Below are 21,585 nucleotides of genomic sequence, written 5' to 3'. Positions count from 1 at the left end.
TCGTTACGTTTTGTACGTTGTGGTCTAGATACGTTCAGCGTTACGCCAAGCTAATGAAAAGCCCCGCAATGGTGGCCGACATCAGATTGGAAAGTGTCCCGGCGAGCACGGCCTTGAGGCCGTAGCGGGCGATTTCCTGGCGGCGGCTGGGCGCCATGAGGCCGAGCCCGCCGAGGAGAATGGCGATCGAGGACAAGTTGGCGAAGCCGCAAAGCGCGAAGGACAGCACGGCGGCAGTGTGCTTGGACATGGCCTCGCCGGTGGCGGCCACCACGGTATCGCCGGAGATGTATGGCGCCAGGTTTATGAAGGCGACGAACTCATTGACGACGATCTTCTGGCCGATGAACGAGCCGGCCAGCGTGGCTTCGCTCCAGGGAATGCCGAGCAGGAAGGCCAGCGGTGCGAAGAGCCAGCCGAGAATCATCTCCAGGCTCAGCGAGTCCATGCCGAACCAGCCGCCTACGCCGCCGAGAATGCCGTTGATCAGCGCGATCAAGCCTATGAATGCCAGCAGCATGGCGCCGACGTTGGCCGCCAGCATCATGCCGGAGGTGGCGCCGGTGGCGGCGGCATCGAGCACGTTGGCAGGTTTGTCATCCGCTTCGATCTTTTCTTCGGCGCGGGAGATACTGTCATCGGGCGTTTCGGTTTCCGGCATCAACAGCTTGGCGAAGAGCAGCCCGCCCGGTGCCGCCATGAAGGAGGCCGCGATCAGGTATTCCATCGGAATGCCCAGGCTCGCGTACCCTGCGAGCACCGAGCCTGCTACCGAGGCCAGCCCGCCGCACATGACCGCAAATAGCTCCGAGCGCGTCATGGAGGCGATGAAGGGGCGCACGACCAGGGGCGCTTCGGTCTGTCCTACGAAGATATTCGCCGTGGCTGACATGGACTCGGTGCGTGAGGTGCCCAGTACGCGCTGGAGTGCGCCCCCCAGCAGGCGAATGATCCACTGCATGATCTTCAGGTGATAGAGAACGGCGATCAATGACGAGAAGAAGATGATGACCGGCAATACCTTGAAAGCGAAGACGAAACCCACGCTGTCAGGGTTGGCCAGGTCGCCGAATAAGAAGTCGATACCGTCATTGGCATAGACGATGACCTGGCTGACCCCTTCCGAGATCGTGGCCAGGACGGCTTGTCCGAAAGGAATGTAAAGCACGAAGGCGCCGATGGCGGCTTGAATGGCGAAGGCGCCACCCACCGTGCGCAGCCGAATCGACTTGCGATTGGAGGAAAACAGCACAGCGATAAGGATCAGCGTCGCCATCCCTACCAGGCTCATGATAGCGGTCATATCAGCATCCTGATGACGTTCGATTGTGGGTTGTTATACAGGGAACGGCATACGCCAGCATGTGGCTTGTCGTTTTGTTATTAGAGTCACAGTGATGTGCTATTAAAATAACACCTGCTACTCGATGTCAACTGCCTGGCAGGGTTTCGTGGGCTGACAAACACGATTTCCGTTGCTTTGTTCTATGCTTCACATGCTATGTGTGAGCGTATTCAAGGGAGGAAAGCCGGTTCAGGGGCCGGAAGGGGTAGCCGGAGGAGAACGGGCCGCCTACGCTGACAGACTCGTTCACCATCCCTTCCCGAGGAGTTCCATCATGCATCCGGTCGCGCACACGATCGTCGTCGGTATCATCAGTTATCTGGTCCTGATCGTCGTGATCCGACTTTCCGGCAAGCGCACGCTGTCGAAGTGGAACGCCTTCGATTTCGTGGTCACCATCTCACTGGGGTCGACGCTTTCCACGGCGCTGGTTTCGACGCAGGTGTCGCTGGCGCAGAGTCTCACGGCGTTTGCGATCATCGTGCTGTTGCAGTTCGCCATCACGTTCTCCTCGGTGCGCTCGCCACGGGTCAAGAACTTGGTCAAGTCGCAGCCGACATTGCTGCTGCATGCGGGCGCATATCGCCATGCAGCGATGCGTCAGGAACGTGTGGTCGAGGCCGAGGTCATGGCGGCCATCCGGGAAAACGGTATCGCCGACATCGAGAACGTACACGCGGTGGTGCTGGAAACCGACGGCACCTTTAGTGTCATTCCCGAGGCTGGTAGTAGCGACTCGGCGCTCGATGGCGTCGCGGGCATGCCATCGTCGAAGAGCTAGCGAGAGGGCTCAGGGCGTTTCGGTCGCCGCCACCTCGCTCTCCAGGAAGCCGCCGGACTGGCGCCGCCACAGGCGCGCGTAGAGGCCATCGTGGCGGATCAATTCTGCGTGGCTGCCCTGCTCGACGATGTGTCCGCCCTCCATGACCACTAGACGGTCCATGGCGGCGATGGTGGAGAGCCGGTGGGCGATGGCGATCACCGTCTTGCCTTTCATCAACTGGTCGAGGTTCTCTTGAATCGCCGCTTCGACGTCGGAGTCGAGTGCCGAGGTCGCTTCATCGAGAATCAGGATCGGCGCATCCTTGAGCATCACGCGCGCAATGGCGAGGCGTTGGCGTTGGCCGCCGGAAAGCTTCACGCCACGCTCGCCGACATGCGCGTCGAAACCGACGCGGCCCTGGGTGTCGCGCAGCGACTCGATGAAGTCGGCGACATGCGCCCCGCGGGCCGCTTTCCAGGCCATCTCGTCGGTCGCATCCGGGCGTCCGTAAAGCAGGTTATCGCGCACCGAGCGGTGCAGCAGCGAGGTATCCTGGGTGACCATGCCGATCTGCGCGCGCAAGCTCTCCTGGGTTACCTCGGCAATATTCTGGTCATCGATGCGGATCGCGCCACCTTCCAGTTCGTAGAATCGCAGCAGCAAATTGACCAGCGTCGACTTGCCGGCCCCCGAAGGGCCGATCAGCCCTATTTTCTCACCCGACTGAATAGCAAGCGACAACTCGTCGATGACGCCGCTGCCCTTGCCGTAGTGAAAGCGAATCCGGTCGAAGACGATTTCACCCTTCTCGACGTGTAGCGGCGGGGCGTCTTGCCGGTCCTCGATCTGGCGCGGCAACGAGAGTGTCGCCATGCCATCCTGAACCGTGCCGATATTCTCGAACAGCGCCGAGACTTCCCACATGATCCACTGTGACATGCCCCATAGACGCATCACCAAGCCCAGCGCCACGGCGACCGCGCCGACGCTGACTGCCTCGCCCAGCCATAGCTGAATCGATAGCCAACCGATGCTGAACAGCAGCAGCGCATTGAGCAAATAGAGTAGGCCGTAGAGCCCGGTGACCAGGCGCATCTGGCGATGCACGGTGAGCAGGAAGCCATGCATGCCGTCCTTGGCGAACGCCGCTTCCCGCTGGGCGTGGGAGAAGAGCTTCACGGTCTGGATGTTGCTGTAGCTGTCGACGATGCGACCGGTCATGCGCGAGCGGGCGTCGGCCTGGGATTTCGACACGCGCCCCATGATGGGCACGAAAATGCGCAGCAGTACGAGATAGCCGATGAACCAGGCAAGGAGCGGGAGCGCCAACCGCCAATCGGCGTTGCCCACCAGGATCAGCGTGCCCAGAAAGTAGACGCTTACGTAGTTGAGCACGTCGAACAGCTTGATCACGCACTCGCGCACGGCCAGCGACGTCTGCATCACCTTGGTAGCGATACGCCCCGCGAACTCGTCCTGATAGAAGCCCATCGATTGCCGTAGTAGATAGCGATGCGCCTGCCAGCGGATGCGCATGGGGAAATTGCCCATCAGCGTCTGCTGCTGGAAGAGCGAATGCAGCCCCACCATGCCAGGCAGCAGTACCAGCACGATCAACGCCATGCCGACCAACTTCCAACCCTGGTCGGCGAGGAACGTCTCGCGATCCTGGGCCGCCAGCCAATCGACGATGTTGCCGAGAAAGCCGAACATCCATACTTCGATACCCGCAATCAGTGCCATCAATACCGTGGCGACCATCAGATAAGGCCAGGCGCCACGGGTGTAATGCAGGCAGAAAGCGACCAGTGTGTCCGGTGGGCGTTGTGGCTCTTGGGGCGGAAAAGGGGCGAGACGGTTTTCGAACCAGCGGAACATGGCATTTCCTGGCGGGGCGACGCCGCCGCGCTCTACGCCTGAAACGGCAGCACGGCGGTGTAGACGGCGAAGTAGTGACACACACTGCCACCCAGGACGAACAGGTGCCAGATGGCGTGATGGAAGGGGATGGCGGGGATCGCGTAGAACACCACGCCCAGCGTGTAGATGATACCGCCGGCAACCAGCAGGGCGAGGCCGGGGGTATTGAGGCGGGCATCGAGTTCGCCGGCGGCGAGCACGATCATCCACCCCATCAACAGGTAGACCCCCACGCGCAGCATACCCAAACGATGCGGCCAGACGATCTTCAGCGCGATGCCACCCAACGCGAGGCTCCAGATCGCCGCGAACAGCGTCCAGCCCAAGGGGCCGCGCAGATTGACCAGCAAGAAAGGCGTATAGGTGCCGGCGATCAACAGGTAGATCGCGCAGTGATCGAAGACCTGGAAAAGACGCTTGAGGCGCGCGCTACGCAGACCGTGGTAGAACGTCGAGGCCGTATACAGCAGCAACAGACAGACGCCATAGAGACTGATACTGGCGATCTTCCAGGGGTCGACCTCTGCGGCCAGACTGGCGGCAACGATGAGTACCACCACGCCGACGAGGCTCAGCACGGCGCCGATCCCATGGCTGATGCTATGCAGTGCTTCTTCGAGACGGGAAAAAGGAGCGTCTTGTTCGGGCGAAACGGATGGGGACTCATGTGACATGGCGAACTCCTGGACGTGGCACGGCGCGCTGACATCAAGACAACATGCGCATCAGTATAGTTCGTCGAATGGCAGCGTCAGCGTTCCCGATCACCTTTGCGGGTGGGGGAAAAGTCGTCCAGCGTCATCATGTGCCCGAGCTTGCCGACCTTGGTGGCCAGGTACTGCTCGTTGTGGGGGTTGCGCCCCGCGGTGATCGCTAGACGCTCGGCGACACGCACGCCATCGCGCGTCAGGGCGTCGACCTTGCGCGGATTGTTGGTCATCAACTTGAGCGCTTGCACGCCCAGGTGGTCGAGCATGGGCACGCAGAGGTCATAGCGGCGCATGTCGGCACCGAAGCCGAGATGTTCGTTGGCTTCCACGGTGTCGAAGCCCTGATCCTGAAGATGATAGGCGCGGATCTTGTTGAGCAAGCCGATGCCACGGCCTTCCTGGCGTAAGTAAAGCAGTACGCCGCGCCCTTCATCGGCGATGCGCTTGAGCGCCTCCTGCAATTGGTAACCGCAATCGCAGCGCATCGAGAACAGAGCATCCCCTGTCAGGCACTCCGAGTGCACGCGCCCTAGCACGGGCTCGGATGTCGAGACATCGCCCAGGGTCAAGGCAATATGTTCCTTGCCTGTCGCCTCGTCCTCGAAACCATGCATGGTGAAGGTGGCCCAAGGGGTAGGCAGTTGAGAGGCGGCGATGAAACGAATCGTCACGATGAACCTCGGTGATGCACATTACGGTGCGGAAAGGGAAAGCGTCCGGGGCGAGTATTCTAGCAGGCCGTGACGCGGGGCTCATCCCGTGAGTGCCGTGCGCGGTCACTGCGGGAAAATACGTTGCTAGCAGGCTACTAAATGGGGATGCGTCACCGTGAATCAAGTCGAGGCGCTCGGCATTCGTTACAATGAGGGCAAAATCGATGTATGGAGCTGTCATGCCTTTGCAAAACGACCGTTTACTGCGCGCCCTGGCGCGTCAGCCGGTAGACCGCACGCCGGTATGGATGATGCGCCAGGCGGGCCGCTATCTCCCCGAGTATCGCGACATCCGGGGTCAGGCGGGTAGCTTCATGAACCTGTGCCGCAATGCCGAGCAGGCGTGCGAGGTGACCATGCAGCCGCTGGAGCGCTACTCGCTCGATGCGGCGATTCTGTTTTCCGATATCCTCACGATCCCGGATGCCATGGACCTGGGGCTTTACTTCGAGACGGGAGAAGGCCCCAAGTTTCGCAAGACGGTGCGCAGTGCCGAGGACGTCGCTGCGCTGCGCGTGCCCGACGCCGAGCGCGATCTCGACTACGTGATGAACGCGGTGCGCACCATTCGCCACGAGCTGGCGGGTAGCGTGCCGCTGATCGGCTTTACGGGCAGCCCCTGGACGTTGGCCACCTATATGATCGAGGGCGGCTCAAGCAAGGATTTCCGCCATGCCAAGGCGTTGATGTATGGCGACCCGGCGGCGATGCACGCGTTGCTCGACAAGCTGGCGCGGTCGGTGACCGACTATCTCAACGCCCAGATCCGCGCCGGGGCCCAGGTCGTGCAGATCTTCGATACCTGGGGCGGGGTGCTGTCGACGCCGGCGTATCGCGAATTCTCGCTGGCCTATATGGCGCGCATCGTCGAGGGGCTGATCCGTGAGCACGAGGGACGGCACGTGCCGGTGATCCTGTTCACCAAGCAGGGCGGCCAGTGGCTGGAAACCATCGCCGATAGCGGCGCCGATGCCGTGGGCCTGGACTGGACCACCGAACTGAGCGACGCGCGGGCCCGCGTGGGTGATCGTGTGGCGCTGCAAGGCAATCTCGACCCCAACGTGCTCTTTGCCTCGCCCCAAGCGATTCGCGATGAAGTGGCGCGCATTCTGGCCAGTTACGGCAGTGGGCCGGGGCATATCTTCAATCTGGGCCACGGCGTTAGCCAATTTACTGATCCCGATCATGTCGCTGCGTTCATCGATGCATTACATGAACTCAGTCCGCGCTATCATGGCTGAACGTGCCATGCTGCTCGTGCTCGACGCCGAGTGCCCGTTGTGTCGGCGCGCGGCGCATTTCGTGCTGCGCTACGCCCGGGCGCCGGTGTATCTGGCGAGCCTGCACGAGGCGCCAGCGCGTCGCCTGGGCGAGCACTTTGGGGCCGATCCGAATCAGCTCGATAGCATCTGGTTGGTGCGCGGAGGCGAGCTGCATCGCGACAGCGCCGCGTTGTGGCGCCTGGCCCAAGGGCTTCAGTGGCCCTGGCGTGGTTTGGCAGCGTTGCGTTGGTGTCCGCGTGCTTGGCGCGATGGTGTCTATCATGTCGTCGGCCGCTGGCGCCATCATCTGGCACCGGCAACCGACTGGTCGCCACAAGCGCGTGCGAGCTGGGTGTCGCACCTGAATGAAACGACCTGTCGGCGGCTGGGATTGCCGCCCATCTTGGCGGGCGCCGACGCGGACATTGGCGTCCATGGCCACCCGTCACAAGGAGTGTGAGCCATGTCTATTTCCCTTCGCCCTCTTCGCTGGTGGTGCCTGGCGCTGGCCGGTGTCAGCGTTGCCGTGATCGCCTGGGGCAGTCTGACGCCCGGCGCGGAAATGCCTCAAAACCTTCCCTGGGACAAGTTCAACCACTTCATCGCTTATGGGGGGCTGGCGGCACTCATGCGGCTGGGTGGCCTGAGTGCGGCGATGGCGCTTAGCTTAGCCATTGGCTGCGGCATTCTCATCGAGGGTCTGCAGTTAGGCGTGCCGGGACGTAGCGGCGCCGATTGGGCCGATGCGTTGGCCAATACGCTAGGGGCGCTCGCTGCGGTGGGGGCTTGCCATTGGTTGCTGCCCAGGCGCTTTCTTGTCGCGCGCGGATAGGCTATGTTGCGCGACTTTCCATGAATGCGATTCCGGCCTCGCGAAGGGGCTTTGACGATAGCGATTACGAGGGTTCCCATGACCGAGCGTCTCGACCAGGGCTGGTTCACTGAAGTGTTCGATAGCCACGGCAGTGCTTTTTCACTCATGATCAAGGACAAGCTGCACGAGGTACAAAGCCCCTACCAGCATCTGGAAGTCTACGCCACTGAGACCTACGGCAACCTGATGGTACTCGACGGCTGCGTGATGCTCAGCACGCGTGACAACTTCCTCTATCACGAGATGATCGCGCATCCGGCGTTGTTCGCTCACGCCGCGCCCAAGCGCGTGGTGATCATCGGCGGCGGTGATTGCGGCACGCTGCGCGAAGTGCTCAAGCATCCTGATGTTGAAGAGGTCGTGCAGATCGACATCGACGAAGAGGTCACCCGGGCCTCGCAGCGTTACTTTCCCGAGCTGACGGTGTCCAACGACGACCCGCGTGCCACGCTCAAGTTCGAGGATGGCGTCAAGTGGGTCGAGAACGCGCCGGCAGGCAGCGTCGACGTCATGATCATCGATTCCACCGACCCCGTGGGCCCGGCGGAAGGACTTTTCGAGGCCGACTTCCTGGCGCGTTGTCACCGCCTGCTGGCCGACGGCGGTGTTCTGGTGCAGCAGAGCGAGTCGCCGCTTTATCACACCGGCTCGATCATTCGTGAGCTGCGCGCCGATATGGAGCGCGCCGGCTTCGATAGTGTTGCCACGCTGCCGTTTCCGCAGCCGGTCTATCCCTCGGGTTGGTGGAGCGTCACGCTGGCCGGCAAGAGTAACGACGTGACGCGCTTTCGCGAGACCGCTGCCGCTGCGGTGGAATTCCCCCTCGAGTACTACAGCGTCGAGACCCATCGTGGTGCATTGACGCTGCCGCCGTTCATGCGTCGTGCATTATTGGTGTGATGGGCAACGTGTGAAAAACGTTAAAGGTACGTGACTTAGGTATATTGGCTGGACTGGCAAGCTCTTTGCTAATGTGAAGCGTGGCTCTCGAACAAGCCATCACAATAACGCAAGGAGCTTCTGCATGCTGTATAAGAACAAGTTCATGGTTGCCGTTCCCGCCGCACTACTGCTGGGAGGGCTGGCAACGGCCTCCCAAGCGGCGACACTCGATGATGTAAAGGAACAGGGCTCTCTCACTTGCGGGGTGAACGTCGGGTTGGCAGGGTTTTCAGCACCTGATGCCGATGGTCAGTGGCAAGGGCTCGATGTGGAAACCTGCCGAGGGATCGCCGCCGCTATCTTTGGCGATCCCGAGAAAGTCGAATTCACACCCTTGACCGCCAAGGAGCGCTTTACCGCGCTGCAGTCGGGCGAAATCGATGTGCTTTCGCGTAACACGACCTGGACGGCGACCCGTGACAACTCGCTGGGGTTGAACTTCACCGTCACGACCTTTTACGACGGCCAAGGGTTCATGGTGAGCAAGGACCTCGGCATTGAAAGCCTGGAAGACCTCAACGGTGCTTCCATCTGCATTCAGTCCGGCACGACCCACGAACTGAATCTGGCTGACTACTTCCCCTCGCGCGATATCGATATCAACACCGTGACGTTCGACACGCCCGACCAGACCGCCCAAGGGTTTGCTCACGGACGTTGCGATGTGCTGACCTCGGATACTTCTCAGCTGAGTGCACTGCGTTTGCAGCTTCCCGAACCGGATAGTGTCGAGATCCTCGAGACGCTGATTTCCAAGGAACCGCTGGGCCCGGTGGTGCGCCAGGGTGACGACCAATGGCTGGATATCGTGCAGTGGACCATCTTCGCCATGGTCAACGCCGAGGAAATGGGCGTTAACAGCGACAACGTCGACGAGATGCGCGATAACCCGCCCAACCCCGGGGTGGCACGCTTGCTGGGCAAGGACGGTAACTACGGCGAACAGCTAGGCCTTTCCAACGACTGGGCGTACAACATCATCAAGAACGTCGGCAACTATGGAGAGGTGTTCTCCAGCACGGTGGGTGAGGATTCACCTCTGAAAATTCAGCGGGGCATGAACGCCCTGTGGAACGAAGGAGGGATCCTCTACGCGCCGCCGATCCGCTGATACGGTTCGTTAAGTACTCGGTTATAGCACCCCGCATGATCTGCGGGGTGCCTTCTTGTGTCAGCGTATTAGAGGATCGACATGTCGCGTTCTCCTTCCGGCGATCGGGTTGCGTTGTGGCGTAATCCGACGTTTCGTGCCTATGTACTACAAGGTGTGTTATTAGCGGCGTTAGCGGCGTTAATTGGTTTTATAGTCGCCAATACGATGGCCAACCTCGAAGCGCGAGGAATTTCCACGGGCTTTGGTTTCCTCGATGAGCGAGCGGGCTTCTCCATCCCGCAGACGCTGATCGAGTACTCAGGCGATAGCACCTATGGGCGTACCTTCGTTGTGGGCCTGCTCAATACCTTATTGGTCTCGGCATTGGGTATCGTGGTGGCGACGATCATTGGCTTCGCGGTAGGGATTGCCAGGCTGTCGTCGAACTGGTTGTTAGCGCGCCTAGCGACTGCCTACGTGGAAATCTTTCGTAATATCCCTCTGCTGGTCCAGATCCTGTTCTGGTATTTCGCGGTGCTGCAGGCACTGCCGAGCCCTCGTCAAAGCCTCAGCCTGCTGGAAGTCATCTTTATCAATGTGCGCGGTTTGGTCATTCCCGACCCGCAACCACTCAGCGGTTTCGCGGCGACCCCCTGGGCCCTTCTCGTGGGCCTTATCGCGGCGATTGCGCTAGGTGTCTATGCGAAGCGGCGCCAGGCTCGTACCGGCAAGGCCTTGCCGATCTATTGGCTGGGTACGGGCTTGATCATCGGTACGCCGTTATTGGTGTTCCTGCTCACGGGGGCGCCGCTCGAATGGTCCATTCCCGAGCTGACAGGCTTCAATTTCAGCGGTGGCGTGCGGATCCTGCCTGAGCTGGTCGCTTTATGGCTGGCATTGTCGATCTACACGGCTGCGTTCATTGCCGAGATCGTGCGCTCGGGCATCCAGTCGGTCCCCGGGGGGCAAGTCGAGGCGGCCAATGCACTGAGCCTGCCGGGCGGTATTACCTTGCGCAAGGTGGTGATTCCCCAGGCGATGCGCGTCATCGTGCCGCAATTGACGAGCCAGTATCTGAATCTCATCAAGAACTCTTCGTTGGCCACGGCGATCGGTTATCCCGACTTGGTGGCTGTCTTCTCGGGCACGACTCTCAATCAGACCGGACAGGCCATCGAGATCGTTGCCATGACCATGGCCGTGTATCTGGTGATCAGCCTGGTGGTATCGGCACTGATGAATGTTTATAACGCGCGTACGTTGCTCAAGGAGCGTTGAGATGGCCGGTGAATCCATGCGTGATGTGATGATTGAAGCGCGGCGTCCACCGAATGCGCATCGGGGCGTCGTGAAGTGGCTACAGCGCAACCTGTTTAACGGCCCCATCAATAGCGTGGTGTCGGTGATTACCATTGGCGTATTGCTATGGGCATTGTGGCCTTTCGTGCAATGGGCCTTGATCCAGGCCGACTGGCTCGGCGACTCGCGTCAGGCGTGCAGTGGCGAAGGCGCCTGCTGGGTATTCATCAGCGCACGGTTCGAGTCGATCATCTACGGCTTCTACCCTGAAGCAGCGCGCTGGCGGGTGGATATCGTCTTCGCGTTGATGGCAGGACTACTGGCCTGGTTGGCGATTCCCAGGATCCCGGGCAAGCGCTGGGCGGCGATCATCGCAGTGATCGGCTTTCCGATAGCGGCGTATGTCCTGCTTCTGGGTGGCCATTTCGGGCTAATGCACGTCTCGACCCGTAACTGGGGTGGGCTCATGTTGACCCTGACCGTGGCCACGATCGGTATCGTCGGCTCGCTACCGATCGGGATCATACTGGCCTTGGGGCGGCGTTCGAACATGCCGCTGGTCAGGGCCGTGAGCGTCGTCTTCATCGAGTTTTGGCGTGGCGTTCCCTTGATCACCGTGCTGTTCATGGCCTCGGTGATGCTGCCGCTGTTCGTGCCGACCGAGGTCGAGTTCGACAAGCTCCTGCGTGCCCTGGTGGGGATCATGCTGTTCTGGAGTGCCTACATGGCGGAAGTCATCCGAGGCGGGCTACAGGCCATTCCCAGTGGGCAGGACGAAGCGGGTAAGGCGCTGGGGCTCGGGTATTGGCATCGTATGGGGCTGATCGTGTTGCCTCAGGCCTTGAAGCTGGTCATCCCGGGGATCGTCAATACCTTCATTGCGCTGTTCAAGGATACCTCGCTGGTCTTGATCATCGGGCTGTTCGATCTGCTGGCAATCATCCGCGCGGGCCTGACCGATAGTGATTGGCTGGGCTTTGCCACTGAGGGGTACGTGTTTGCTGCGCTGGTGTTCTGGGTGTTCTGTTTCAGCATGTCGCGTTATAGCCAGTACATCGAGAAGCGCCTGCAGACCGGCCATACGAACTGAACCACAACGACTAAACCAATAACGATAACGCCAAGGAACTTCATCATGAACGAAGCGACTGCTACCTCTCACGGCGACACGCCGATGATCGAGATGACGGGCCTCAACAAGTGGTACGGCGATTTTCACGTTCTGCGCGATATCGACCTGACGGTGAAACGCGGCGAACGTATCGTCGTGTGCGGCCCCTCGGGGTCGGGCAAGTCGACGTTGATTCGTTGCATCAACCATCTCGAAACGCACCAGCAAGGCGAGATCGTGGTCAATGGCGTGCCCATGACTCAGGACGTCAAGCGTATCGAACAGATTCGTCGTAACGTCGGCATGGTGTTTCAGCACTTCAATCTGTTTCCTCACCTCAGTGTGCTGGAGAATTGCTGTCTGTCGCAGACGTGGGTGCAGAAAAAGCCGCGCGCCGAGGCCCACAAGACCGCGATGGAGTATCTGGAACGCGTACAGATTGCCGATCAGGCGTACAAGTACCCGGGGCAATTGTCGGGCGGGCAGCAGCAGCGCGTGGCGATCGCGCGGGCGCTGTGCATGCGCCCCGAGGTGATGCTGTTCGACGAGCCAACGTCGGCGCTCGACCCTGAAATGATCAAGGAAGTGCTCGATGTCATGGTCGAGCTGGCCCGCGAAGGCATGACCATGCTCTGCGTCACGCACGAGATGGGCTTTGCCAAGACCGTGGCTGATCGCGTCATCTTCATGGACCAGGGGCAGATCATCGAAGAAGCGCCGCCGGAGACGTTCTTCAATAACCCGCGCTCCGAGCGCACCAAGCTGTTCCTCAGCCAAATTCTTGGCCACTAGCGGGGCGACATGCTCAATCGCTAGAGGCTGGGTTCCTGACGTTGGGAGGGAGAAGCGGGCTGGCGTTTCGCAGTGGCTGGCTGACGGGGCTGCGTCACGCGCGCTTGGCCTACCACGCCTTCATCGGGGTCGAGCGGCTTCGCCGTGCCAATCCAGGCCTGTTCTGGGTCGTGCATGGCCGGGCGCCGGTCGATGGCGCGCGTCATTACGTCGCCGGGGGCAAAACCGCCTCGGCGGGCCTGCATGTGATGCGGTGCCATCCATAACTCGGCGAATAGACGCACCAACGCCATGGCGAGCAGCAGCACACCCCCGCCGAGCGTCAGCATCGGCCAGCTTGCCTGCCACGATAGCCCGTTTGCCGCCGGTGAATGGCGCCATAGCCACGCGCCGCCGGCCAACAGCAGGCCGATTTGCAGCACACAATGAGAAAAGATCAACGTCCGTCGCGGTAGTGGGCGACGCATCAAGATAAAATCGCGCATGTCGCTCTCCTTGGCAGATAGCGCTCGTAGCCGGTGACTCCTGTCCAGCGACGCGATGTTAGCAGGTTTGCGTCAAGCGTGAACCTGTTGTTGTCATGCCACGCGGATGTCGCGGCGCACCGACGCCTGCCGCGAGGTTGACAGAAATACGCTGGGTTTCGATGCTTGAAGAGCCGCCGTTAGTGCAAAGAGGCGGCCGGACATCAGCGGTGCAGGAGGCGCCGTTGCCCCGAGATGCCGGTGAACCCCCGATCAAGGAGTCAGACATGAACAAACGTTATATCGTGACCGCCAATGCCTCGCGTGCGCGTGTTTTCGCGCATCAAGCCGGCGTGGTTAGTGAAGTCGATACGTTGATTCATCCCGAGGGCCGTTTGCATACCGGCGATCTGCGTACGGGTGGAAAAGGCGAGTCCGACGATGCGGGATCGCATTCGCCGCGTCAGTCCGGCAATGACGATGCCACGATGGAAAAGCATGCTGCTTTCTTCGCCAAGGAGGTCGCCGACTATCTCCGCCAGGCGCGCACTCAAGGGAAAGCCGATGAGTTCATCATTGCCGCCGCGCCGCATTTCTTGGGTCTGATTCGTCAGAAACTCGACAAGCCGACTCAGTCCTGTGTCATCCATACCTTGGATAAGGACTTATCGAGTGCCGACGAGGAAGAGTTGGCCGAGAAGTTTCGCCCGCCCCTCAATTGATGTGAAAATTCGAATAAAAATGAATAAAAGTCTCGCTTAAAGTTTTTTCCATGAGTGCCGTTAATCAAAAGAGGCATCCCCCAACGATAGGCACTCATTAATGTTCACATCGCTTCGCACCCGGATCATGGTGGCCTGCGTCGCCATGATCCTGGTTGCCTTGGCCGCGACCGGCGGCGTCAGTTACTGGCTGGTGAGTCAGCATCAGCGCACGACCAATATCGATACGCTGAGCGCCGTGGCACGCGGCCATGTCGATGCCATCGAAGACTGGGCCATGAGCAAGAAGCGCCTGATCGAGGCGCTGCCCCCGGCGCTCGACGGCGATGGACTGATACCCGCTTTGCAGCAAGCGGCGGAGGCCGGCGACTTCAGTCAGGTCTACGTCGGCCTGCCGGACAAGCGTCTGATCACCAACGACAACTGGCAACCGCCGGAAGATTACGATCCGACCCAGCGCCCCTGGTATCAATCGGCCGTGGAAACAGGCGATACCGTGGTCAGTCCGCCTTACCTGGACATGGTGACCGACAGCCTAGTGGTCTCTTTCGCCACACCGGTGAGCGAAGACGGCGACACTCAGGCGGTGATTGGCGCCGATGTCAGCTTGGCCAACGTGACCGACAACGTGACCTCGATTCATCCCACCGATGCCAGCTTCGCGCTGCTGGTCAACCGCGACAGCGATATCGTCGCCTATCGCGATGCCGACCTGGCCCTGGAGCCGGCCACAGCGCTGGATGACAGCCTGACACCGGAATGGCTGGACACGCTGGCGCGCGAAGGGCAACCCAAAGAAGCCACCATCGATGGCCGCGAGGTCCTCCTATATGCTGTGACAGTGCCGGAAACCAACTGGCGCTTGATCATCGCGCTGGACCTCGCCGAAGCCAACGCCGGCGTGCAAGGCGTGCTGCATTCCACGCTTATCGCGATGGTCTTGTCTGGCCTGATCGCCGGCTTGCTGCTGTGGGCGCTGCTTTCCCCCGTCTTCCGGCGCCTGCGTCTGGCGCGTGATGCCATGTTCGATATCGCCTCCGGCGAAGGCGATCTGACACGCCGGCTCGAGATCGATGGCCGCGACGAAGTCGCGCAAATCGCCCAAGGCTTCAATGGCTTCGCCGATGCCGTCAACGATGTGTTGCTCGAAGTCCGTGCCAGCAGCACCTCAGTGAGCGAGGCCTCCAGCGAAATCGCCCACGGCAGCCAGGATCTCTCGCGGCGCACCGAGCAGGCCGCCTCCAACCTTCAGGAAAGTTCCACCGCCATGGAGCAGATCGCCAGCACCGTGGAAAACACCGCACAATCTGCGCGTCAGGCCGATCAGCTCTCCCGGGAAGCGACGAGCGTCGCTAATCATGGCGGCGACGTCGCGCGCCAGGCCGTCGACACCATGGAGGAGGTCAACACCCAGGCGACGCAGATTTCCGACATCGTGCGCTTGATCGACGAGATCGCCTTCCAGACCAACCTGTTGGCGCTCAACGCCTCGGTCGAAGCGGCGCGGGCCGGCGAGCAAGGGCGCGGTTTCGCAGTGGTTGCCAGTGAGGTACGCCAACTCGCGAGTCGCTCGGCCACGGCGGCCGATGACATCAAGAAGCTGATCGACACCTCGGTGACCAAAACCCGTGAAGGCACCGAGCTCGTGCGCACGGCGGGTGACAGCATGCAGGAAATCGTCACCGCCGTGGCGCGGGTCTCCGACGTCCTCGCCGAGATCAACGCTGCCACGCAGGAACAAAGCCAAGGCGTGACCCAGGTCAACCAGGCCGTCAACGACCTTGATCAAATGACCCAGCACAACGCCTCGATGGTCGAGGAATCCACTGTTGCCGCCGAGCAGATGCGCGACCAAGCCGCACGCTTGGCCGAGGTCGTGGGCCGTTTCAGCTTGCGTGAAGACGGACACACGCAAACACGCCCGGCGTTGACCAAGACCTAACCGGTATTTCCACGCGCCGCCAAGGCCCACCGGTATACGCCGGTGGGTTTTTTTGATTTAAGGCACGGCTGGCAAGTCGATTTCGTCGCTGCGCTGGACGCCGGCGGTCATCTCGCGGCATAGACGCAGGAATTCGCGGATGGCGGTGGTCAGATATTTGTGCCGATGCCAGATGAAGGCGAATTGGCGCGTCAGGTCGAGTGCCGGCGTGGCGATGGGCACCAGGCTGCCGCGTCGGAAGGCGTCGCGCAGGGCCAGGTGCGAGACACAGCCGATGCCAAGCCCCGATTCCACCGCACGCTTGATGGCCTCGGTGTGCTCCAGCTCGAGCAGCACATTGAGCCGGCCACGCCGGTGGCGCATCGCCTGATCCAGCGTACGCCGCGTGCCCGAGCCCTCCTCGCGCATGATCCAGTCCTCGCGCATCAGCGCTTCAAGATCCGCCTCCCCGGCGCTGGCCAATGGGTGCCGTGGCGAACAGAAGACCGTGAGCTCGTCCTCGACCCAGGGCTGCATGACGATATCCTCGTGCTGACAGTCGCCTTCGATCAGGCCGAGATCCAGCTCGTGATGGGCGATGCGTTCGACGATGGAAGCCGTGTTGCGCACATGCAGACGCACGCGACTGCCCGGATGATGACGCATGAAGTCGCTGATCAGCAGCGTCGCCAGATAGTTGCCGATGGTCAGCGTCGCGCCGACATCCAGAGACCCGATGCCGCGCTGGCCCTTGAGCAGCTCTTCGATTTCCTCACCCCGATCGAGCAGTGCCACGGCCTTGGGCAGCAACTGAAAGCCCAGCGCATTGAGCTTGAGTCGCTTGCCGATGCGGTCGAGCAGTTGGCAGTCGAATTGCCGTTCCAGCTCCGCGAGGGCGGTGCTGGTGGCGGACTGTGACATCGCCAGGCGCTGTGCCGCGCGGGACACGCTTTCATGCTGAGCGATGGCGACGAAGACTTCGAGCTGGCGCAGGGTGTAACGCATGGCGATCTCCTGGCGGTCTCATCGACCGTTGTATATCGGCTAGGTAGATAACCGATATCCATACAATTCATTTAACAGATATATTGGGTCAGTCTTATAATTGGTGCAACTTCAATTTCAGCAGATAATGCTTTCCGGTTATAAGGTTAAGGAGCGGTCGTGAGTAAACTGGCACTCGAAGAAGTTCTCAGCGTTCATCACTGGAACGATACCCTGTTCAGCTTCCGCACCACTCGCGAGCGTAGCCTGCGCTTCAAGAACGGCCAGTTCGTGATGATCGGTCTGGAAGCCGACAGCAAGCCGCTGCTGCGGGCCTACTCGGTGGCCAGCCCCAACTACGAAGACCATCTTGAGTTCTTCAGCATCAAGGTGCAGGACGGCCCGCTGACCTCTCGGCTGCAGCATCTCAAAGTCGGCGATCAAATCATGGTCAGCCGCAAGCCTACCGGCACGCTGGTCGTCGATGATCTGTTGCCGGGTCGCAATTTATACCTGCTATCCACTGGCACCGGCCTGGCGCCGTTCATGAGCCTCATCCAGGATCCGGAAGTCTACGAACGCTTCGAGAAGATCGTGCTGATCCACGGCGTGCGTACCGTCAGCGAGCTGGCCTATGCCGATTTCATCACCAAGGAACTGCCGGCTCACGAGTACCTGGGCGAGGAGATCAGCGAGAAGTTGGTCTACTATCCCACGGTAACGCGTGAAGAATTCCACACCATGGGGCGTCTGACCGATCATATCCGTAGCGGCAAGCTCTTCGCCGATACTGGCCTCCCCGAGCTCGATCCCAAGCAGGACCGCGCGATGATCTGCGGCAGCCCGGCGATGCTCGACGACACCAGCGCCATGCTCGATGAACTGGGCTTCAACATTTCCCCGCGCATGGGCGAGCCTGGCGACTACGTCATCGAGCGTGCCTTCGTCGAGAAGTGATCGACGGCAGTGTTCCGGCGTGACACGAGAAGCCTCTGACATCGTCAGGGGCTTTTTCTATGGGCACTCACAACCACTTGGGCATGGCGTTGTCGGCACGCGCTTTGACGTCGTCGTCGATGTAGACCGACACTGCGATCAGCGCGGCGCCGAGCACACTGGCGTCGTCGACATAACCGCCCGCAGGGATCAGGTCGGGAATCGCGTCCAGCGGCGAGATGAAATACCCCAATGCGCCAAAGATCGTGGTCTTCGCCCATACCGGAACGTCGGGACGCTGCAGCACAAAGTACAGTTGCAGCGCTCGTCGCGTGACTTCGCGACCAGCGCGACGCCCGTAGCGGGTGATCTTGTGCCAGAAACGTTGCTCCTGGAACGTGTCTGCGTAATCGACCGTTCCTCCCGGTACAAGGTCGCCGGTATCGGACAGGGGCGTCTCTTCGATTGGGTCGTGGCGTGGGGTCATACACGCTCCTCGCGACAAGGTAGGCATCTTCAATGATAGCGGGTCGATCAGGCCAGGGCGGGATTCATCATGATCTAGGCGGCCTGAATTATGGGAGCGCGTCGCTCCCATAATTTCTTACAACGCATTATCTACGGATATTACGACTTGGCGCCGCCTTGGAAGGCGATATCCAACGAGATAGCGGTGTCCTTGGGGACGTTGACCACACTCAAGGCGTGTTGGGTCATGTCACGGCGCAGCGCCTCATATTCTTCGCCGCCCGCCATGCGCAACTCCTCGAGCTGATGCTCGGTGACTTCTTGGCTGCCGAGGTAGTTCTTGGCCGTCTTGCGCAAGGCATCCCCCGTCTCGCCACCTGCAATCATGTGGAACTCGTCGGTTTCCATGCCGGCGTTCTCGATGATGATTTCCATTTCGTCATCTCCTCGTCGTGAGTAAAGCGCGGCACCTTTATGTGTCGCGTCCCTTCAAGATAGGTGCCATGTCGGGACGAGCTCAAGGACTATCGGATAACCGGTAGGGCGTATGTCGTGGTTATATACGCCACCGCAAAGGATGCTCGTCCACGGTTTGGCCCTGTTCGTCCCAGTCCTGCCAGCCGGTGAAGGGAATCGCTTTCTCCGTTTGCCAGTGGCGCAGACGTGTCTCCCACTGGTGTTTGGCCTGTTCCAGGTGATCGTGGAAGGCAGGCTCGTCTTTATAGCTCAAGCCACCACCCTGCACGCCGTATGTGATGTGTGGGGGAAGTACGTCGAAACCGACGTAATAGAGAGAGCAGAGAATCGGCCACATCAGGGTGGCGATATCGCCGCTTCGGCCGCCGGGAGTAAACGTCGCAGCTGGCGCCCCTGTGGTGACCGAACAGAGAGCCCGCTTGCCCTTTAGCGGTCCTCGGTCGTAGCGATGTTGGCCCGAGTAAAGCCCGCCATAGACGAATACACGATCGAACCAGCCTTTGAGCATAGCGGGCTGGGCGTGCCACCACAGAGGGAATTGCAAGATCATGAGATCGGCGTGTCGCAGTCGGTCGATCTCTCGTTGGATGTCGCCAGGTAGTGTGTCTGATTGGACGTGGTGACGTTGCTCGGTCAGTGCCGAGAAGTAGTGGGGATCGGCACGATCGACGAAGTGCTCGGCGCGCTCTACAGGGTCGAAGTCTTCGGCGTATAGATCTGAAACACAGACGTCATGCCCCTCACGTGTCAATGCAGTCACGGCGAGGTTGCTTAATGCCGCATTGAATGAGCGTGGCTCAGGATGGCAATGCACGATCAAAATATTCATGGGAAAGCCTTGTAACGACATGAGACTAATTACGTTAGGCTTTGCATAAAAGAAATGACATTCTCCATGAATGAAAGTGAGATTTGCATGAATGCACAGAGTCTGGCTTGGGATGATCTACGGATCGTACTGGCAATCGTGCGGCAGGGGTCTCTAGCCGGAGCTGGGCGAGAACTGGGCGTCAGTCATGCGACGGTATTTCGCCGCTTAGGCGCGCTTGAGTCGCAACTGGGGGTACGCTTATTCGAGCGTCACCGCACGGGCTATGTGCCGACGCTGGCGGGTGACGATCTAGCGACGACTGCGGCGCGTGTCGCGTCAGATATCGACGCCGTTGAAAGGCGTCTCGTGGGACGGGATGCCAAGTTGTCCGGGACGTTGCGTGTCACCACGACGGACACCTTGCTCATGGGATTGCTGAGTGATGTCCTCGCAGGTTTCCAGCATGAATACCCTCACATTGTATTAGAAGTGGAAGTCTCTAATCGTGAATATGATTTATCGCACCGGGATGCGGATATTGCGATTCGGCCGACGAAATCACCGCCGGAAACACTAGTGGGTCGCCAAGTGGGACAAATCGCTCAGGCCGTCTATGTTCATCGGCACCACCTTGAGACAAGCGCTTGGGTAGGGCCTGATTCACACTTGGGGTATCCCGCCCTGGAGCGGTGGATGGCTCATGAAGGGGTAGAGGATGAATGCCGTTATCGTGTCGATAGCATGTTGGGAATGTTGGCAGGAGTGCGCAGTGGCATGGGGCGTGGTGTCCTGCCGTGTTATCTCGCCGATGGAGACGATAGCCTCATGAAAGTCGGGGAGTCGCTGGCCTCATTGGAGACGCCTTTGTGGCTGTTGACGCACCCCGATTTGCGGCGTACCGCCAGAGTGATGGCTTTTTTCAATTACTTGTCGGAAGTGCTGGGCACACGACAAGCATGCTTGAAAGGTGAAGCCCCAACTTCCAAGCCTACTTCACCACGCGACGAGCGCTAGCCCCGCGAGCATGACTGCGATGGCGCCGAGTCGTAACGAGGTGAGGCGTTCCCGGAACCAGTAACCGGCGGCGAGTACGCCGAGAGGAATCGAGAGCTGGCGCAAGGCGACGACGTGGCTGACGTCGGCACTGGTGGACATAGCAATCAGCACCAGCCCATAGGTACCGAGGATCATGGCACCCGTCAGCCAGGCACGACGCGCGGCGGGGGAGCGGTGCAGCCGTCGTGCTGCGTGACGCTCGTTGGGCAATGCGCGTACGAGTGGCCACATCCACAACCAGGTGGTCATGGCTTGCAGCACCATGTAGTGCAGTCCGGCTTGTAGCGGGGTGTAGCCGTGCGCGGTCATCAAGCTCAGGGCGTGCTTGTCGATCACTGAGTAGCCGGTGGTGCCGACGGCAGCGAGCAATATGAAGCCCAGCGCAGGGGTTAGATAACGCGACAGGCGAAAGGCGCGCCAGTGGGGCAGGGGCATGACCAGCGCGCTGGCGGCGATCAATGCCATGCCGAGGATGTCCCCGCCATTAAGCGCGCTTGTGGCAAGCCATGGGAGTGCGACGGCGGGCACGAGCAGAACCGGCAGGGCGCGTGCCAGTGGATAGAGCAGACTCACCTCACCGCGTGCATAAGCCCAGGCGAGCCCGCCCATGTAGAGCGCCTGGCACGCTCCCGTGGCGATGAGCCAGCCCCAGAAGACCTCGGGCAGCCGCAACGGAGAAGGCCCCCAGAACAGGAGCGGCGTATACAGCATGCTGCCGGCTGCCATGGCACGGGCGAAAAACGCCAGCGATGGTTCACCGCGCTTGCCGAGCAGGTTCCAGCCGGCATGGAGCACTGCGGAAACGACGATCAAAGCGATGGCAAGTGCGCTCAGCGTGGGCCTCCGGGCAGGTTCAAGGGGCGTTAAGTGCGATGACTTCTTTCTGGTATATACCAGATGAATAGTAACATCTTCCACTACG

The 21,585-nt window shown here is 60.5% G+C and carries 23 protein-coding genes; 13 read left to right on the top strand and 10 right to left on the bottom strand.

Annotated elements, in window-relative coordinates:
* Window positions 1–40: 40 nt before the first annotated feature.
* Entirely contained in the window at window positions 41–1,303 is a 1,263-nt protein-coding gene (locus OP494_RS14755; protein ID WP_280541925.1) for a NupC/NupG family nucleoside CNT transporter, read from the bottom strand.
* 316 nt (window positions 1,304–1,619) lie between these two features.
* Between OP494_RS14755 and OP494_RS14750 the strand changes: the two genes are divergently transcribed.
* Window positions 1,620–2,126 (top strand): YetF domain-containing protein, encoded by a 507-nt coding sequence (locus OP494_RS14750; RefSeq protein ID WP_280541923.1) that lies wholly within the window; start codon window positions 1,620–1,622, stop codon window positions 2,124–2,126.
* Window positions 2,127–2,135: 9 nt separating this feature from the next.
* On the opposite strand, the gene OP494_RS14745 is transcribed toward OP494_RS14750, so the two are convergent.
* From OP494_RS14745 to ribA, 3 genes are all read right to left on the bottom strand, one after another.
* Window positions 2,136–3,986, bottom strand: coding sequence for an ABC transporter ATP-binding protein (locus OP494_RS14745; RefSeq protein WP_280541922.1), 1,851 nt, complete (start codon window positions 3,984–3,986; stop codon window positions 2,136–2,138).
* A gap of 32 nt (window positions 3,987–4,018) precedes the next feature.
* The gene (locus OP494_RS14740) at window positions 4,019–4,702 is read right to left on the bottom strand and encodes a hemolysin III family protein (protein WP_280541921.1); all 684 of its coding nucleotides are present in this window, start codon (window positions 4,700–4,702) and stop codon (window positions 4,019–4,021) included.
* Window positions 4,703–4,779: 77 nt separating this feature from the next.
* On the bottom strand, window positions 4,780–5,409 hold the full coding sequence (ribA, locus tag OP494_RS14735) for a GTP cyclohydrolase II (protein WP_246942114.1): 630 nt from the start codon (window positions 5,407–5,409) through the stop codon (window positions 4,780–4,782).
* 221 nt (window positions 5,410–5,630) lie between these two features.
* Here ribA and hemE point away from each other — a divergent pair, with 221 nt between their 5' ends.
* The 8 genes from hemE (at window position 5,631) to OP494_RS14695 (ending at window position 12,824) form a co-directional block, all read left to right on the top strand.
* Entirely contained in the window at window positions 5,631–6,692 is a 1,062-nt protein-coding gene (hemE, locus tag OP494_RS14730) for a uroporphyrinogen decarboxylase (protein WP_280541919.1), read from the top strand.
* Entirely contained in the window at window positions 6,685–7,173 is a 489-nt protein-coding gene (locus tag OP494_RS14725) for a DCC1-like thiol-disulfide oxidoreductase family protein (protein WP_280541918.1), read from the top strand. The genes hemE and OP494_RS14725 overlap by 8 nt, the downstream gene beginning before the upstream one ends.
* A gap of 3 nt (window positions 7,174–7,176) precedes the next feature.
* Window positions 7,177–7,545 carry a VanZ family protein gene (locus OP494_RS14720; protein ID WP_280541916.1) on the top strand — a complete coding sequence of 123 codons (369 nt, stop codon included), beginning with the start codon at window positions 7,177–7,179 and terminating at the stop codon, window positions 7,543–7,545.
* 78 nt (window positions 7,546–7,623) lie between these two features.
* Window positions 7,624–8,487, top strand: a complete 864-nt coding sequence (gene speE, locus OP494_RS14715; RefSeq protein WP_280541915.1) for a polyamine aminopropyltransferase — start codon at window positions 7,624–7,626, stop codon at window positions 8,485–8,487.
* 124 nt (window positions 8,488–8,611) lie between these two features.
* The gene (locus tag OP494_RS14710; RefSeq protein ID WP_280541913.1) at window positions 8,612–9,640 is read left to right on the top strand and encodes an amino acid ABC transporter substrate-binding protein; all 1,029 of its coding nucleotides are present in this window, start codon (window positions 8,612–8,614) and stop codon (window positions 9,638–9,640) included.
* Window positions 9,641–9,721: 81 nt separating this feature from the next.
* Window positions 9,722–10,900, top strand: a complete 1,179-nt coding sequence (locus tag OP494_RS14705) for an amino acid ABC transporter permease (protein WP_280541910.1) — start codon at window positions 9,722–9,724, stop codon at window positions 10,898–10,900.
* 1 nt (window position 10,901) lies between these two features.
* Entirely contained in the window at window positions 10,902–12,011 is a 1,110-nt protein-coding gene (locus tag OP494_RS14700; protein ID WP_246942125.1) for an amino acid ABC transporter permease, read from the top strand.
* An 84-nt stretch (window positions 12,012–12,095) separates the two neighbouring features.
* Window positions 12,096–12,824: an amino acid ABC transporter ATP-binding protein gene (locus tag OP494_RS14695; protein ID WP_075369131.1), complete on the top strand. Its 729-nt coding sequence runs from the start codon at window positions 12,096–12,098 to the stop codon at window positions 12,822–12,824.
* 20 nt (window positions 12,825–12,844) lie between these two features.
* On the opposite strand, the gene OP494_RS14690 is transcribed toward OP494_RS14695, so the two are convergent.
* Entirely contained in the window at window positions 12,845–13,309 is a 465-nt protein-coding gene (locus tag OP494_RS14690; RefSeq protein WP_280541908.1) for a hypothetical protein, read from the bottom strand.
* Window positions 13,310–13,575: 266 nt separating this feature from the next.
* Between OP494_RS14690 and OP494_RS14685 the strand changes: the two genes are divergently transcribed.
* Together OP494_RS14685 and OP494_RS14680 are read left to right on the top strand one after the other, a co-directional pair.
* Window positions 13,576–14,010, top strand: a complete 435-nt coding sequence (locus tag OP494_RS14685; RefSeq protein WP_280541906.1) for a host attachment protein — start codon at window positions 13,576–13,578, stop codon at window positions 14,008–14,010.
* 100 nt (window positions 14,011–14,110) lie between these two features.
* On the top strand, window positions 14,111–15,952 hold the full coding sequence (locus tag OP494_RS14680) for a methyl-accepting chemotaxis protein (protein WP_280541905.1): 1,842 nt from the start codon (window positions 14,111–14,113) through the stop codon (window positions 15,950–15,952).
* A gap of 57 nt (window positions 15,953–16,009) precedes the next feature.
* Here the strand turns inward: OP494_RS14680 and OP494_RS14675 are convergent, their stop codons facing one another.
* A complete protein-coding gene (locus OP494_RS14675) occupies window positions 16,010–16,936 on the bottom strand; it encodes a LysR family transcriptional regulator (protein ID WP_075369125.1) in 927 nt (308 codons plus the stop codon).
* A 159-nt stretch (window positions 16,937–17,095) separates the two neighbouring features.
* Here OP494_RS14675 and OP494_RS14670 point away from each other — a divergent pair, with 159 nt between their 5' ends.
* Complete coding sequence (locus tag OP494_RS14670) at window positions 17,096–17,872, top strand: ferredoxin--NADP reductase (RefSeq protein WP_040240600.1); 777 nt, start codon at window positions 17,096–17,098, stop codon at window positions 17,870–17,872.
* 67 nt (window positions 17,873–17,939) lie between these two features.
* Here OP494_RS14670 and OP494_RS14665 read toward each other — a convergent pair whose 3' ends face one another.
* The 3 genes from OP494_RS14665 to OP494_RS14655 all read right to left on the bottom strand — a co-directional run bounded on the left by OP494_RS14665 (window position 17,940) and on the right by OP494_RS14655 (window position 19,625).
* A complete protein-coding gene (locus OP494_RS14665) occupies window positions 17,940–18,338 on the bottom strand; it encodes a YkvA family protein (protein WP_280541901.1) in 399 nt (132 codons plus the stop codon).
* A 140-nt stretch (window positions 18,339–18,478) separates the two neighbouring features.
* Window positions 18,479–18,754 (bottom strand): hypothetical protein, encoded by a 276-nt coding sequence (locus tag OP494_RS14660; RefSeq protein WP_280541899.1) that lies wholly within the window; start codon window positions 18,752–18,754, stop codon window positions 18,479–18,481.
* Window positions 18,755–18,875: 121 nt separating this feature from the next.
* Window positions 18,876–19,625 (bottom strand): NAD(P)H-dependent oxidoreductase, encoded by a 750-nt coding sequence (locus OP494_RS14655; RefSeq protein ID WP_280541898.1) that lies wholly within the window; start codon window positions 19,623–19,625, stop codon window positions 18,876–18,878.
* Between the two features lie 87 nt (window positions 19,626–19,712).
* Between OP494_RS14655 and OP494_RS14650 the strand changes: the two genes are divergently transcribed.
* Entirely contained in the window at window positions 19,713–20,621 is a 909-nt protein-coding gene (locus OP494_RS14650) for a LysR family transcriptional regulator (RefSeq protein ID WP_280541896.1), read from the top strand.
* Here the strand turns inward: OP494_RS14650 and OP494_RS14645 are convergent.
* The gene (locus tag OP494_RS14645; protein ID WP_280541895.1) at window positions 20,601–21,476 is read right to left on the bottom strand and encodes a drug/metabolite transporter; all 876 of its coding nucleotides are present in this window, start codon (window positions 21,474–21,476) and stop codon (window positions 20,601–20,603) included. The two genes, OP494_RS14650 and OP494_RS14645, sit on opposite strands and share 21 nt — an antisense overlap.
* Window positions 21,477–21,585 lie beyond the last annotated feature (109 nt).

The sequence above is a fragment of the Chromohalobacter sp. 11-W genome, from assembly GCF_029889905.1.
Taxonomy (GTDB): Bacteria; Pseudomonadota; Gammaproteobacteria; order Pseudomonadales; family Halomonadaceae; genus Chromohalobacter.
The sequence above is the reverse complement of the archived record's forward strand: the minus strand, read 5'-3'. Positions and strand labels throughout refer to the sequence as shown.

Bases quoted from the DNA above. Each gene is read 5' to 3' on its own strand.
- OP494_RS14755 (WP_280541925.1), bottom strand. From the start codon at position 1,303: ATGACCGCTATCATGAGCCTGGTAGGGATGGCGACGCTGATCCTTATC.
- OP494_RS14750 (WP_280541923.1), top strand. From the start codon at position 1,620: ATGCATCCGGTCGCGCACACGATCGTCGTCGGTATCATCAGTTATCTG.
- OP494_RS14745 (WP_280541922.1), bottom strand. From the start codon at position 3,986: ATGTTCCGCTGGTTCGAAAACCGTCTCGCCCCTTTTCCGCCCCAAGAG.
- OP494_RS14740 (WP_280541921.1), bottom strand. From the start codon at position 4,702: ATGTCACATGAGTCCCCATCCGTTTCGCCCGAACAAGACGCTCCTTTT.
- hemE (WP_280541919.1), top strand. From the start codon at position 5,631: ATGCCTTTGCAAAACGACCGTTTACTGCGCGCCCTGGCGCGTCAGCCG.
- OP494_RS14725 (WP_280541918.1), top strand. From the start codon at position 6,685: ATGGCTGAACGTGCCATGCTGCTCGTGCTCGACGCCGAGTGCCCGTTG.
- OP494_RS14720 (WP_280541916.1), top strand. From the start codon at position 7,177: ATGTCTATTTCCCTTCGCCCTCTTCGCTGGTGGTGCCTGGCGCTGGCC.
- speE (WP_280541915.1), top strand. From the start codon at position 7,624: ATGACCGAGCGTCTCGACCAGGGCTGGTTCACTGAAGTGTTCGATAGC.
- OP494_RS14710 (WP_280541913.1), top strand. From the start codon at position 8,612: ATGCTGTATAAGAACAAGTTCATGGTTGCCGTTCCCGCCGCACTACTG.
- OP494_RS14705 (WP_280541910.1), top strand. From the start codon at position 9,722: ATGTCGCGTTCTCCTTCCGGCGATCGGGTTGCGTTGTGGCGTAATCCG.
- OP494_RS14700 (WP_246942125.1), top strand. From the start codon at position 10,902: ATGGCCGGTGAATCCATGCGTGATGTGATGATTGAAGCGCGGCGTCCA.
- OP494_RS14695 (WP_075369131.1), top strand. From the start codon at position 12,096: ATGATCGAGATGACGGGCCTCAACAAGTGGTACGGCGATTTTCACGTT.
- OP494_RS14690 (WP_280541908.1), bottom strand. From the start codon at position 13,309: ATGCGCGATTTTATCTTGATGCGTCGCCCACTACCGCGACGGACGTTG.
- OP494_RS14685 (WP_280541906.1), top strand. From the start codon at position 13,576: ATGAACAAACGTTATATCGTGACCGCCAATGCCTCGCGTGCGCGTGTT.
- OP494_RS14680 (WP_280541905.1), top strand. From the start codon at position 14,111: ATGTTCACATCGCTTCGCACCCGGATCATGGTGGCCTGCGTCGCCATG.
- OP494_RS14675 (WP_075369125.1), bottom strand. From the start codon at position 16,936: ATGCGTTACACCCTGCGCCAGCTCGAAGTCTTCGTCGCCATCGCTCAG.
- OP494_RS14665 (WP_280541901.1), bottom strand. From the start codon at position 18,338: ATGACCCCACGCCACGACCCAATCGAAGAGACGCCCCTGTCCGATACC.
- OP494_RS14660 (WP_280541899.1), bottom strand. From the start codon at position 18,754: ATGGAAATCATCATCGAGAACGCCGGCATGGAAACCGACGAGTTCCAC.
- OP494_RS14655 (WP_280541898.1), bottom strand. From the start codon at position 19,625: ATGAATATTTTGATCGTGCATTGCCATCCTGAGCCACGCTCATTCAAT.
- OP494_RS14650 (WP_280541896.1), top strand. From the start codon at position 19,713: ATGAATGCACAGAGTCTGGCTTGGGATGATCTACGGATCGTACTGGCA.